Raw genomic sequence first — 13,929 nt, 5'->3', positions numbered from 1 at the left:
TGCAGAACGCGAAGTTGTGTTGTTCCTTCCCCCTTTGGGGGAAGGCTGGGATGGGGGCGGGCAGAGCGCCCATCGGATACGCCGCGTGCCCCCACCCCGGCCCTCCCCCAGTGGGGGAGGGAGAAAGAGAAATGCACGATGCGACTCATGGCCGCTGCCCCGTGGCCGGCCCGGCCGACTCGACCAGCGGCGAAGCCGCGAGCACCGCCAGCGCATCGACGGGCTCCGGCACCCGGAGGCGCCACGCGCCCTCGCCGCCCGGCCCGCCCACCACATCGGCCGAGATCGACTGCAGCAGCCGGTCGGCCTCGTCCATGCGTATGCCGGATTTCCAACGCACCACGAGGTCGGCCCGCGTCGGCGCAGGTGCGGCAGGCACGGCGCGGAATCGCACCTCGTCTTCCTCGGACGCATCGCGGCCGCCCAGCACCCCGATGTTCTGGATCACCACGAACAGCGCCAGCACCGCGAAGGCCGGGCGCGCCCAGCCTTCCGCGCCGAACCAGCGGCGGATGCTGCCCCACCAGCCGTCTTCCGGCCGGGACTGCGGCTGCGCACGCGAAGATGAAGAAGAAGGCGAGGAAGCCGATGCATCGCCCTGCGGCCGCGCCAGCGCCGCCCCAAGCCGCAGGCCCGCGTCGCGGTACAGCGCCTGGTAGTCGGCACGCGGGTCCTGCGGACCGAGCGGCGTGCCCGACAGCACCGAGAACACCCCGCCCACGCTACGCAGCGCGATGCGCCCCGGTTCGGGCGCAATGGCCAGCGGGGCGTGCGCGGCCCACTCGTCGTGCACCGCGCGGATAGCGGCGAGACGCATGGCCGACACCTCGCCCTGCACGCGCGCGCACAGCTGCGGGCTCGGCTCGAGCGTGAGCACGTTCCAGGCCTGGATCACGCCGAACATCGGCTCGAAGGGCTCGTCCTCGGGCTCCAGCAGCACGTCGAAGGCAGATGCCCAGTCGGCCTCGCCAGCGGCCATCCAGCCTTGCCAGAGTTCGCCGTGGATGCGGCGGTCGAGCAGCACGCCGAGCAGCCGCCCCTCGTGCACCACGCTGACGAGGCGGCCCGGCGCCCAGCGCGCCGGGAAGGCACGCTGGGCGACAGCCTCGCGGCGCCGGGCCAGATCGGTGAGGGGCAGCAGCAGGTCGGATGCAGCGGCTGCAGCAACGGGTTCGGCGCCCGTTCCGGGGGACGAGCCCGGCATGGCCACGGTGGCCATGCCGGGCGGCGACGCGTCGTCGGGCACGGCCGCGCCCGTTTCGAACGCGTGGCGGATCACGCTGAGCGGGGGCCAGAGGTCGTGGGTCATGGCATCTGTTCCTGAATGGCTATGTCTTCAGGCATAAGACGCTTCAGCACCGAGGATTTTGAAAACCTGCAGGATCACGGCCATGTTGTCGGGCTCGATGGCGATGCCCAGCGTCTGCTGGAGCCAGCCGCCGAGCCGGGTCCTGGCGTAGTCCGCGGTCAGCCCCTCGCGCTTGTGCACGAGGCCCAGCCGCCCCGCACGGTAGTGGTACGACGCAATGGCATGGCGCGAGGCGATGCCCGACAGCCCGCCCTCGGCCTCCTTGCCAAAGCCCTCGCACAGCAGCAGGCGCTCGGGCTCGGGCAGCTCGGCGATGAAGGCGCGCGCGGCAAGCTGCACGGCCTGCGCGCTCAGGCCGTGTTCGGCCAGGCAACCGTCGAGGTCTTCGCCGGCACCGATCTCGTCCTCGAGCTGCGCCTCGGTGATCTGGTCGCCGATGGAGAGCTTGCGGCGAAACGAGCTGGCGCGCGTGCAGTCGATGAGGTAGCGGCGGAAGTAGGCGCACAGCGCGAAGGCGGTGGACGGCGCGCTGTGGCCCGCGCGCTCGTCGGCCTCGTCGGGGTCGGCATCGAGCCGCAGCACCTTCACGTAGATGAACTGCGCCACCAGCTCCTGCCGGCCCTCGCCCAGCACCTGCAGCTCGGGCGGATTGCAGGCCACCAGCGCCTCGCCGACGATGCGGTACATGGCGCCCATCTCGCCCGGGGACAGCGTCTGCCTGCGCCGCCAGAGGCGGACGAGTTCGCTGCTCTCCGCGGACGACAACGTCTCCTGCATGAGTTCAGCGGCCGCCGCCGGGCCGCCCCAAGGCGAGCCGCGCCTCCCCCCCGGGGGGTGGAGTTACACGAGCGCAGCGAGTGAAAAGCCGGGGGGCAGACATGACTAATCGTCGACGCAGCTGCCTTCCGAGGGCACAAGGCACTGCGGCAGGTTCGCCCCCACCGCCCCGCCGCGCGTGCGGATAGCCGACGACACCGCGGCCTGCGCCACGGCGAGGCCGCGCGGCAGAAGAATCCACAGCTGCCCGCGCTCCTTCATGCGGCGCGCGTTGGTCGCGGCCTGCTGGCCGTTGCCGAAGAAATAGTCGGCCCGCACCGCGCCGCGGATGGCGCCGCCGGTGTCCTGCGCGATGGTCAGGCGCTGCATCGGCGCGCCGCTGCCGGGCGTGCGCGTCGACACGAACACCGGGTAGCCCAGCGGCGTGCTGCGCGGATCGACCGCAATCGAACGTCCCGCCGACAGCGGCACGCCGAAGGCGCCCACCGGCCCGCCCACCGGCGAGATCGATTCCTTGAAGAACACGTAGCTCGGGTCCTTGATGCCCGAGCCGCTCACCGCGCCAGCCGCGCGCCGCCCCGGCACGACGACCGGGCCGCTGGCCACCGGCCGCACGAGCGTGAAGCCGCGCGTGCGGATGGTGCCGCTGTCGACGGCACCGGTGTCGTCCTCGTCGCCATCGTCCAACTGCAGCTCGATGGACGAGCCGCGCACCTTCACCGGGCTGCGCGGCTTGCCGTTGGAGGCCTGCGCCAGCGTCGGGCGGAAGGGTTGGCCGTTCTGCTCGGCGTAGGCGACGCGCACGATGTCGCCGTTGGCCATCCTGATGCGGCCCGAGCCCTGGATCTGCATTTCGTACAGCGCGGTGGCGCTGCTCACGAAGGCCAGCACCTTGGCGTTGGGCGCGCCCTTGGTCTCGATCTCTTCGCGCGTGTAGTACGGCAGCAGCTGCTTGCCCTCGACCCGCAGGCGCACCTTGCGGTCGAGCGTGTCGCGCGAAATGGCCGAGAGGTCGAGCGCATAGAGGCCCGGTGCGCCCATGTCGCGCGTGCTGAGGCCGGTCTGCACCACCACGTTGCGACCCTCGACCCGCGCCGCCACCGTGCCGCTGCCGGGGGGCAGCTTGCGCGCGTCGGCAAACAGCATGTCCTCGGGCTGGCCGTAGACGGGGTAGATGAAGGGTGCGCCGTACTGGCGGGCGCCCGCGATCTCGGGCTCGAAGTAACCGGTGACCACGCCGTCGGGCCTGCGGTCGTCGTCGCGGATCTGGTAGGCCGAGAACTCGCCCTCGAAGAAGCCGCGGATGGCGGTGCTGCTCTTGCCGTCGACCTTCAGCGCACGGTCGCACACCTCTTTCCACTCGGCGCCGCGCCCGGTCAGCACCTTGCAGCTGCCGAGGAAGGCGGGCCAGCTTTCGGAGAAATCGTCGCGCGCCCAGCCCGGCACCGAGTCGAAACCGACCGAGGTGTAGGTGGCGAGCTGCGTAGAGAAAGTGCGCGCCTGCCCGGCCACGCTGCTGCCATCGGGTGGCGGGCGCGAGGCGGTCGTGCTGCCCGCGGCGTCGGTCGTGGCCGCGCCGGTACCCGTGGCGGCCGGCGGTGGTGCGGCGCAGCCCGCCAGCGACGCAATGGCGGCGGCCACGGCCCATCGGAGCGCGCAGGCGAGGCGCTGTTCGGGCTGCTGTTGCGGTTGTGAAGCGGTCATGAAAGTCTCCTTGTCCAGCAAGTGGCGGCCCGAGGGGCCAACGCCCTACAGACGATTACTTCTCGACGATTTTGAAATTCGCAACGCCATAGACGTCGTTGCACGGGGTGTTGGGCGCGCACACGGGCTTGCCCAGCAGCGGCGTCGGACCGGTGCCGCGCGTGGCTTCGAGCGCGGCCAGCACCGGCAGAGGGAACACCGGGAACACGCCGTCGTTCTGCACGCCGGCGGCGCTGAAATCGCGCTCGCGCTCGCTCACGAGCACCGCGAACTGGTCGGTGCCGGCCGGGCCGCCCGCGTCCATCGGCCACGAGGCGCGCGGCAGCGAGAGCGAGCCGCCGGCGGTGATCTTGTTGTACTTGTCGAGCAGGTTCGGGAACAGCAGGAACATCTCGCCGCCGCTGGACAGAAGGAAAACGTAGACGAAGCCCTCGCGCTTGCTGCGCACCTCGAAAGCGAGGCGGTCCTTGCCGATGGCGACCTCGGCCTTCTTCGGTGTGGCCGTCACGTCGAAGCCCGGGGCTGCACCGGCCGCAAGCGATTGCAGCGATTCGGCAGGCGTGCGCGGAGCCGGAGGCGGCGGCGGTGGTGGAGGCGCAGGAGGTGGTGCCTCTGCAACCTTGGTGTCGGGCGGCGGGGCCGGCGTGGCGGCGACGGTCTGCTTGCCGCCGCCGCTGCCCGCTTCACCGCCTGCGCGGCCCTGGAACCACCACCAGGCGCCACCTGCCGCGGCCGCGAGGACGGCGACCGATGCGAGTGCGGCGACAGCCTTGCTGCTGCCCTTTCCGCCGCTGGCGGGGGCGGGTGCAGGCGCCTTGCCGCTGCCGGTCTTGCTGCCGCTGGCGATGACCGTCGCCGCATCGGCATTCGTGGTGGCCCGCGCTCCCGATGGCGGCTGCGTGCGCGGCGTCGGCGCGACGCTGTGCCCCACCTCGAGATCGAGCGCCGCGCGCAGCTCGGCCATCGACTGCGCCCGCTGCTCGGGCCGCACGCCCAGGCCCGCATCGATGGCTTCGAGCAGCCGCGTGCTGTAGCGCTGGCGCAGGATCTCGTTGCCCGCGAGCGGCACGTAGCTGTCGGACAGCAGCCGCGCCACCGACGGCGGCGGCGCGCGGCCGCATACGGCCACGTGCATCACGGCTGCGAGTGCGTAGACGTCGGTCCACGCGCCCTGCGACATGTCGGGCATCTCGGCGTACTGCTCGATGGGCGCATAGCCGGGCTTGAGGATGACGGTGATCGCCTGCGTCTTGTCGGTGATCACGCGGCGCGCAGCGCCGAAGTCGAGCACCACCGGACGCCCGGAGCCTTCGAGCAGGATGATGTTGTCGGGGGCGATGTCGCGGTGGTAGCAGTTGGCGTTGTGCATCACCGCGAGCGCCTGCGTCACGCCGTCCATGATGCGGATCAGCCATGCCTCGTCGACACCGGCGGGGATGGCCACCAGGGCCTCTCTCAGCGTGTCGCCCCGGTAGAAGGGCATGACCATGTAGGTGGTGCCCTTCTCCTGCCAGAAGCGGTAGACCTTGAGCAGCGACGGATGGTCGAACTGGGCCAGCAATCGCGCTTCGTTGATGAAGCTGCGCATGCCGAGGTCGAAGGTTTCGCGGTGTCGTTCCGACAGGGGGACCACTGTGCCGTCCTGCTGTCTTGTCGATAGCGACGTTGGCAGGTATTCCTTGATGGCCACCACGCGTTCGAGGGTGTGGTCCCAGGCCTCGTAGACGACGCCGAAGCCGCCCTGGCCTATGACTCTGGTGACTTCGAATTCCGCGAGGCGGCTGCCTACGGGGAGGAGGCCGGCTTCGGTGCTGCCCGTGGCAGGGCTGGTGACGGGGGTCGCGCCGGCGGTGATGACGGTGGCGGTCATGTCGCCGGTCGTCGGCGGCTGCGCGGCTTTGGGCAGGACCTGGGTGCGGTCGTCGTTGGAGTCGGTCATCGACTGGCTCCTGTTTGAACTGTGCTTTTGGTTTGCTTCCCGAGGCCGGGTCTCGCCCCGGCGGGCGACCTACTTTTCTTTGCTTCGCCAAAGAAACGTAGGCAAAAGAAAGGCGACCCTGCTGTCTGCGTCCCTACGCTTCGCTTCGGGCAACCTGCGGTGCTCGCGGTTCGCGGGGTCCCGCCCAAACTCGCTTCGCTCAAACAAGGGCGGGCCCTGATCCGCGAACCGCTGCGCTCCTCGGCGCAGCCAGAAGGGATTTGGAAACCGAACGCGCCATCGCTGCGCTCGGCGGGGGGCGGCTGCAGGCGCGCAGCGCCTGCAGCCGCGTAAGGGCCGAGCGAAGCAAAGACCCGGGAGGATTCCCCTCCCCTCTGGCTGCGCCGAGGAGCGCAGCGTTTCGCGGATAAGGGCCGCAGCTGTTTGAGCGAAGCGAGTTCTGCGGACCCCGCGAAACGCGAGCACCGCAGGTTGCCCGAAGCGAAGCGAAGGGTCGCAGACAGTGGGGTCGCCTTTCTTTGCTTACTTTCTTTGGCGAAGCAAAGAAAGTAAGTCGCCTGCCGGGGCGAGACCCGGCCTCGGGAAACAAGACGAAGAGAGGCAGTCATTTCACCCCTCCTCCGCAAAGCCGAGGAACAACGCCTCGAACTGCTCGTCCCGAGGCAACCCGGTACTCGACATCCGAACCCCCTGCTCAGCAGCAGGATCCCCCAACCAAAGCGAGGCCCCAGCAACAGGCAACATCAACGACTCCACCGCGTTCTCGCGAACCGACGCAGCAGCATCAGCAACAGCAAACAGCCTCTGCAGCACAGCATCGAACCGCAGCGCATCCAGATCCCCATCCAGCCCCTCGAGCGCAGCCTGAGTCGCATGCGCCCACCACTGCAGCGCCGCAGCCAGCGCCGCCCCTTGAAGCTGTTCAGGCACCGCCTCATCAAGCTCCATCGCCAAAGCAAACGGAAAGTAGCGCCCCACCCCATCCACCGAAGGCATCAGCACCCCGATCCACGCCTGCTCCCCCGCCACCTGCCGCCCCAGCGCAAAGCACCAGATAGGCGCCTCCAGATACCGCTCGGTCCAGTCCGCATGCCGATCCCGCAGCCGCGACATGCCGCGCTGCAGCCACTGGTCCCACACCGCACGGAACGACTCAGGCAGCCGGCGATGCGCAAAGTCCCCCATGCCGGGCAGCTTGCCGAACCACCCCGGCAATGCGGTCGATGCAAAGAGAGAAGAAGGTGAAGAGGAAGCCTCGCTCACAACCCCTCCGGACAAGAAAACTCACGCAGCTCGCGCAAGCGGATCGGATGCTGCACGCTGTTGGTGGTCACCTCGAATCGCGTCTTGCGCGCGCCGATCTGGAAGGTGATGAAGAATTTCTCCGGCGCGTCGCCCGCCTCGAGCTGGCCATCGTCGAGCGCGCGGAAAAGGGCCCATGGCCCGTCCACCGCCGCGCCGGAACTTCCGGTGGTCGAGGGCGGGCTGACCTGGATGCGCACCTGGTTGCTGCCCTTCGGGCCGGGCCACTGCACGGCCATGGGCACGACAGGACCATGCGCGTATTTCACGAGCTGGCCATCGACATCGAGGATGAACTGGGTGATGCCCGCGTCCATCTCCACCGGCTTGAAATCCAGCCGCATCGACGGGCCCCGGCCACCGCCGCGGAAGAAGATTTCCTTGATGCGCGCGGCGCGCTCGAACTGGGCGATCGCCTGGGTGGTGATGGCGCCGCGCTCGGCCACGGGCTTGTAGCGCCACGGGCGCGTGCTGGTGTCGACGATGGCGGCCAGGCGCTTCTGGAAGAAGTCGTCCATCAACCCGCCGGGGCCGAACATCTGGCCGAAGTCCTCGGGCAGCACGTCGCGCTTGCTGCCCTGCACGAAGGGGTAGCGGCCGGCGATGGCGCGCGCGCAGAACTCGGCCACCGGGCGCAGGTCCTGGCTCAGGTTGCCGCGCTCGGCCACCTGGGCCTGTGCGGCGCCGGCCTGGCTCAGGTTCTCGACCATCGAGCGCACCGGCTCGGGCAGCCGGCCCGCATCGGACTTGAGCTTGCCGGCCACGTCGCCGGGCGGCGGCGACGTGCGGCCCTTCACCGCCGTGTCGACCGCATTGAGGTACACGTACACCTCGTTGAAGAGCTTGAGCGCGTCGTCGATGGGCGCGGGCTGGTTGGGGCCGCCCGCGGTGACGAGGCGGCGCAGCGACTCGAAGCGGTCGTCCACGATGCTCTCGATGCGCTTGCCCGGCGCTACCTGGCGGCCAGGGTCGCTGCCGAACAGGTCCTCCAGGCCCTTGCGGGTGTTGCGCACCGTCTCGGTGGCCTTGCTGACCACGTCCTTGCTGGCGTCGGCCGCGGGGATCAGCGTGGTCTGCTTGACCACGGCGCGCAGGAAGTTCGCGAGCGGCGAATCGACGCCCGAGAGGATGCGCGCGGTCTCGATGTTCTTCTCCAGGCCGCTCACGCGGATCAGGCGCACGTCGGCGAGCAGCGCCTCCCACTGCTTGACGTATTCCTCCAGGTAGAGGCGGCGCACGCGGTCGGTCAGCGCGCCGAGCGCGGCCACGTCGCGCAGCCGGTCGGCGGCGTTGCGGTCTTGCCCCAACACCCACGGGTCTTCGTTGGCGAGCAGGCCGGTGAGCACGGTCACTTCGTTCTGGAAGCGCTTGTGATAGCCGTCGTAGGTGAACATGCCCGGCACGCCATCGGACAGCGGCTTGCCGCTGATGCGCTCGAACACCAGCGGGCCCGAGGGGCCGGTGGCGTTGGCCACGCTGAAGGCCGGAATGTCCTTGCTGGCACGCTGGCGCTTCAGGCGGCTGAACACGCGCTGCTCCAGCGGGTAGCTCGCGAGCACGGCGCGCACGCTGCGCACCAGGTTCTCGTCCATCTTGAGCGGCGAGCGCGGCGGGCCCTGGGCGATGAGCACGTCGAGCTGGTCTTCGAGCTGCCTGCGCTGGTCTTCGGGAATGCCGCGGTCGAGGTTGCGCGACCAGTCGAGCGTGATCCAGGCCTTGAGCGCCTCGGCGTCGAAGTGCTCGGGCTGGTAGAGCATCAAATAACTCTTGAGCGCCTCGTACGTGTACTCGAGGTTGTCCTTCTGCGCGGTGCGCAGCTGGTCCTCGATGCGCTTGGCGATCTGCGGCAGGAAGGCGTCGTTGAGCGCGCGCTGGTGCGTGAGCATGGCGGCGGCGTCGAGCTTGTCGCCCTGGTACAGGCCCAGCGTCATCGACAGCGGCTCGTCGCCCTGGCGGTTGTCGGGCGTCTTCCAGATGTCGCGCAGGCCCTGCAGCACGGGGGCGACCTCGACCAGGTTCTGCACGCGCGCGGGCAGCGCCGCGAGGTTCTGTCGGGCCGGCTCGACACGGGCCTCGACCGACTTCAGGTAGTTCATGTTCTGCAGCGTGCTGTAGCCCCAGGCGGCGAGCAGGCCGACGGTGACGAGCGTCATCGCGGTCACGCCGATCACGCGCAACGTGTGGCGGCGGCGCTCCAGCTTCACGTCGGCGCCCGCGAGGCGCTGCTCGGGGAACACCACCTCGCGCAGCAGCGAGGTGAGGAAGTAGCTGCGACCGCTGGACTTCTGCGGCGCGAGCATGGCGCGCTCGATGCCGAAGCTGCGCGCAAGGCTGCCCATCACGCGGTCGATCGGGCTGCCCTCCTGCGTGCCGCTGGTGAAATACACGCCGCGCACCCATGGCGGCTGCGCGAAGCGCGAGCCGGCGAACACCTGTTCGAGCAGGTCGGACAGCAGCGAGCCGATGGAGCCGAACTGCGCCGGAAAACCGAAGATCGCCGCGCGGCGCGTGCCGTCGGTCTCGCGCTGCATGCGCGCGATGAGGCCGTCGTTCACGCGGTTGTGCAGCAGCGCGAACTCGCGGTGGAAGGCCGTGGAAAGGCCCTTCTCCTCGAGCTGCAGGTTCTCGTCGGCCGGCAGCGTGAAGCCGAAGACCTGCGCACGCTGCTCCTTGCCCAGGTCGTCGAAGTAGTCGGTGAAGCCGTAGAGCAGGTCGCTCTTGGTGACGAGCACGTACACGGGGAGGCGCGTGGTGAGCTTGCCGTCGAGTTCGAGCAGGCGTGCACGGATCGAGGCCGCGAGCTGCGTGCGCGCCTCCGGCCCCTGGCTCAGCAGGTCGGCCACGCTGACGGTGAGGAACACGCCGTTCAGCGGCCGGCGCGGGCGCGCCTTCTTGAGCAGGCCCAGGAAGCCTTCCCACGCGCTCTTGTCTTCCGACTGGTGGCTGTCCTGCGTGGTGTAGCGTCCGGCCGTGTCGATGAGCACGGCCTCGTCGGTGAACCACCAGTCGCAGTTGCGCGTGCCGCCCACGCCGCGGATCGCGCCGGGGCCGAATTTCTCGGCGAGCGGAAAGCTCAGGCCCGAGTTCACCAGCGCAGTGGTCTTGCCCGCGCCGGGCGCGCCGATGAACACGTACCACGGCAGGTCGTACAGGTAGCTGCCGCCAGAGATCGACATCCAGTCGCGCCAGCCCGGCTTCCTGCCGGCGGCGTGCAGGCGCATCTGCTTGAGCGTGGCGACGGCTTCGCTGAAGCGCGTGTCGAGGATCTTCTGCTCGCCGTTGACCGGCGCATCGGCCTTGGCGGCCGGGGCCTTCATGAGGCCGTCGGTCAAATGCTGGCTCGCACGGCGCGCGCGCCAGCGGCGGTACAGCGCGCGCAACACCACGACCAGCACGATCACGCCGATGACGATGGCGCGCACCATTTCGCTTTCGAGCGGCGCGATCGAGCCGATCTTCACCAGCGGCCCGATCCACCAGATCAGCAGCGCGACGACGATCAGCGCGAGCAGTGTCAGCAGCAGCGGGCTGAACAGGAAGCCGAAGATTTTCTTGATCATTTCGCGGCTCCCGTGTTCGCGGCCACGCGCTCGGGTTCCGTGAGCAGCACGATGTCGACGCGGCGGTTCTTCGCGCGGTTGGCCGGCGTGTCGTTGGCGGCCACGGGCTCGGCGTCGGCCTTGCCGTCGGCGCGCATGCGCGCCGGATCGACCAGCGTCGACAGCGCGCCCTTCACCGCATCGGCCCGCGCGGCCGAGAGGTGCCAGTTCGACGGATAGCGCAGCGAGCGGATCGGCTGGTTGTCGGAATGGCCGGTGATCAGCACCTCGCCCTTCACCTCCGCCAGCGCCTGTCCGATGCGGCGCAGCACCGGCAGCGACTGCGCCATCGGCTCGGCGCTGCCGGAGCCGAAGAAGGAGTCGCCGCGCAGCCGCACCACGCTGCGGTCGGCCTCGTCGGTCACCGTGACCAGGCCCTGCTTCACCTCGGGTTCGAGAAAGCGCGCGAGGCGTGGCGCCTTCGCCGGCAGCGCGGGTGGCGCGATCTGGATGTTGGGCGCGCGCAGGCTGGACACCGCGGCGTAGGTGGTGTCGGAGCGGTGGTTGAGCGTGAGCCGCAGGCCGAACCATGCGAGCGCCAGCAGCAGCGCGAAGCCCGCCGCGAACACCCACAGCGGCAGCGACTCGCGCAAGCGCACCGTGCCCGCGCCCTGCCCGCGCCAGTGCGGCGAGAGTTCGGGCTCGACGGCCGGGCGGTCTTTCGCGATCAGGTCCGCGAGGCGTTGGCGCACCGAGTCGAGCTGCGCGCGGCCGTTGTCGACCACGCGGTAGCGGCCCTCGAAGCCGAGCGCGAGCACGCTGTAGATCAGCTCCAGCAGCTGGCGGTGCGTGGGCACGTCCTGCGCGAGCTTGGCCAGCAGCTGGAACACCTTCTCGCCGCCCCAGGTCTCGTTGTGGAACTGCACCAGCAGGCTCTGCTTGTTCCAGCCGGCCTGCACGCCCCAGGGCGTGTTGGCGACGGCCTCGTCGAGCGCGGTGCACAGCACGTAGCGCGCGGCGAGCACCGATTCGTTGCCGACGCCTGCGCGCCTCGCACTGGCGTCGAACTGGCTCACCGCGTCGGCGGTCGATGCGCGCAAGGCCGGCACATTGGGAGGCTGCGCGAGGTTGCGCAGCTTGCCGATCAGCACCAGCAGCTTGCCGGCCGCCGACACCAGCGGATTGAGCAGGCCCAGCTCGCCGACATCGGCGACCGGCGTCGGATCGGCTCCGCCGAAGAAAGGCGCGGGCGCCGGGGCGCTGGGCGTGCCGCCCGGCGTGCGCGGCTTGGGCTTGATGACCGTGCGCTCCGACTCGAAGGCGGCAAAAGGATCGGGAGGTGTGCTCATGATGGCTCCACGCTGACGGTGCCAATTCGTGGAATGCCGCGGAACCGGCTTTGCCGGGCCGCAGGCGTTGCCCCCTGGAAGGGGGTTGGCGTAGCGACACGAAGTGCGCGAAGACTGGGGGTCATGCTCGTATCGCCCAGAACGCGAGGTCCAAGCCGGGGAAGTCGCCGGCGATGTGCATGGCGATGCCGCCCGACTGCTCGAGCTGGCGCCACAGGTCGCTGTTGCGCGTCTCGAGCTCGAAGTAGTTCGCGCCGGTGTGGAACGGAATCTGGCGCGGCGCCACCGGCATCGGCGTCAGCGTGACGCCCGGCAGCGCGAGGTTGACGAGATCGCGTATGCGCTCGACCGGGCCGATCTTGACCTGCGTCGGAAAGCGCGCGCGCAGCGCCTCGCTCGGCATGCTCGCGTTCACCGCGAGCACGAAGGTCGCCTTGCGCTGCAGTTCCACGTCCGTCACCATCGCCACGCGCACGCCGTGCTTGCGGTCGTGCAGGTCGATGCGGATGGCCGACTGTTCGAGCACCATCGAGAGGCTGCGCCGCAGGTCGTCCATGACCGGGCGGAAGCTCATCGCGAGATCGTCGTGGACGTAGGGGCCGAAGTGGGCCACGCGGCGCGAGTCGCGAAAGCTCGCGAGGTCGCCGGCCAGCCCCAGCGCATGCTCGAAGAAATGCTGCGGGTGCAGCACCGCGCTCTTCGCCAGGTGCGCGAAGACGGCTTCGTTGCGGTTCACGGCCTGCAGCAGCATGAAGTCCGCGATCTCGGCCACGCCGCCGGTGCCGCCCTGGGTCATGCGGCCCGCCAGCGCCTCGCCGCGCTGGCGCAGCAGGCCCAGCAGTTCGTCGAGCCAGGCGCGGATGACGGCATGGCCGGCCACGTCGAGCAGCGGCGGCAGCATGGCGCGGTCGAGCTGCACCTGGTTGTCGGCACGGCGCTCGACCACGCGAGCCACGCCGATGGTGGTCCAGGCGTCGGTGGCTTCGCCGGCGCGCATCAGGCGCGTGTGGAGCCGGCCCAGCTGCAGCATGGCGGTGCGTTCGCCGGCGGTGTTGGAGTCGGGCACTTCGGACTCGAGCACGCGGTGGCGCACCAGCTCTTCATATTCCTCGGCGTCGGCCTCGCGCGCACCGGCACGGCGCAGCGGCAGCGCGAGCACCACGGCCTCGTCGCGCATGGAAGAAGGAATGTCGATGGGCTCCGGCAGCGGATCGACCGCCGGCATGTCGAACACCGTGCCGTCGCCGAACACGCCGACCGCCCGCACCAATGCCAGCTTGCCCAGCGTGAGCGCGGCGGAGTCGATCTCCAGCTCGGCAAAGCCCCAGGCGTAGGGGGTGGTCGAACGCAGCAGCACATGCCGCGCATGATCGGCATGACGCTCGCTCTGCTGCAGGTGCTGAGGCTGCAACAGCATCCCCTCGCTCCAGACCACTTTTGTTCGCCAACTCATCCGCACTCCGTCAACGGCAAGGGTGCCTGAAAGAAACACGAAGTTTCCGGCGCGGGCGGCGGCGGGCAAATCCGCCTAACGGCCTAGATGCGGGGTTTTGGAGCTACGGCGAAGGGAGTAGATGCGCCGGCAAAGGAACGGGCACCTCCGGGCGGGTGCTACAGGCCGTAGATCGCAACGATCGCCCAGAAGGTCAGCCAAAGGGCTCCCGCGCCCAGCGCAAGCATCGCGGCGACGAACGCCACGAAGTACCCGATGCGGCGCGAAAGCCCGGGTGCTGCCGGAACGCACCTCGCGTAGATCAACGCGGCCCACAGCACGAGCGCAAGCGCTCCCGCCGCCACCACACTCCCCGACATTGCCAGGATTCGATGCTGCTCCAGGAAGCGCAGGCCGACGCTGAGCAAGGGCATCGCCAAGGTCCAGGCCAGCATGTTCAGCGGCAGCCGCCACCGCGTTTTCATCGGATCGCCTCGCCCTTGTAGTAATGCGCCGGCATGGGGCTCTCCCAACCTGGCGTCTGATATCCAGGTACGGACACCAAAGGCACGTAGCCC

At 69.7% G+C, this 13,929-nt stretch carries 9 protein-coding genes; all 9 read right to left on the bottom strand.

The features are described from left to right. Positions 1-145 precede the first annotated feature (145 nt). The 9 genes from ACEN9N_RS27465 to ACEN9N_RS27425 all read right to left on the bottom strand — a co-directional run bounded on the left by ACEN9N_RS27465 (position 146) and on the right by ACEN9N_RS27425 (position 13,836). Positions 146-1,309: a hypothetical protein gene (locus ACEN9N_RS27465; RefSeq protein ID WP_495654986.1), complete on the bottom strand. Its 1,164-nt coding sequence runs from the start codon at positions 1,307-1,309 to the stop codon at positions 146-148. 27 nt (positions 1,310-1,336) lie between these two features. Continuing rightward, the gene (locus ACEN9N_RS27460) at positions 1,337-2,086 is read right to left on the bottom strand and encodes a hypothetical protein (RefSeq protein ID WP_495654985.1); all 750 of its coding nucleotides are present in this window, start codon (positions 2,084-2,086) and stop codon (positions 1,337-1,339) included. Between the two features lie 105 nt (positions 2,087-2,191). Next, positions 2,192-3,790 carry a murein transglycosylase A gene (mltA, locus tag ACEN9N_RS27455; protein ID WP_495654984.1) on the bottom strand — a complete coding sequence of 533 codons (1,599 nt, stop codon included), beginning with the start codon at positions 3,788-3,790 and terminating at the stop codon, positions 2,192-2,194. Between the two features lie 55 nt (positions 3,791-3,845). Beyond that, positions 3,846-5,729, bottom strand: a complete 1,884-nt coding sequence (locus tag ACEN9N_RS27450; protein WP_495654983.1) for a protein kinase domain-containing protein — start codon at positions 5,727-5,729, stop codon at positions 3,846-3,848. Positions 5,730-6,338: 609 nt separating this feature from the next. Continuing rightward, complete coding sequence (gene tagF, locus ACEN9N_RS27445; RefSeq protein ID WP_495654982.1) at positions 6,339-6,992, bottom strand: type VI secretion system-associated protein TagF; 654 nt, start codon at positions 6,990-6,992, stop codon at positions 6,339-6,341. Beyond that, positions 6,989-10,591: a type VI secretion system membrane subunit TssM gene (tssM, locus tag ACEN9N_RS27440; RefSeq protein WP_495654981.1), complete on the bottom strand. Its 3,603-nt coding sequence runs from the start codon at positions 10,589-10,591 to the stop codon at positions 6,989-6,991. The genes tagF and tssM overlap by 4 nt, the downstream gene beginning before the upstream one ends. Further along, on the bottom strand, positions 10,588-11,919 hold the full coding sequence (locus ACEN9N_RS27435) for a DotU family type VI secretion system protein (RefSeq protein WP_495654980.1): 1,332 nt from the start codon (positions 11,917-11,919) through the stop codon (positions 10,588-10,590). The genes tssM and ACEN9N_RS27435 overlap by 4 nt, the downstream gene beginning before the upstream one ends. Positions 11,920-12,040: 121 nt before the next feature. After that, positions 12,041-13,372 (bottom strand): type VI secretion system baseplate subunit TssK, encoded by a 1,332-nt coding sequence (gene tssK / locus ACEN9N_RS27430; protein ID WP_413315276.1) that lies wholly within the window; start codon positions 13,370-13,372, stop codon positions 12,041-12,043. 158 nt (positions 13,373-13,530) lie between these two features. After that, entirely contained in the window at positions 13,531-13,836 is a 306-nt protein-coding gene (locus ACEN9N_RS27425) for a hypothetical protein (RefSeq protein WP_413334891.1), read from the bottom strand. Positions 13,837-13,929 lie beyond the last annotated feature (93 nt).

This window comes from Variovorax sp. Varisp46 (assembly GCF_059491885.1).
Note: the sequence above shows the minus strand (reverse complement) of the source record. Positions and strands in the feature narration are given on the sequence as shown.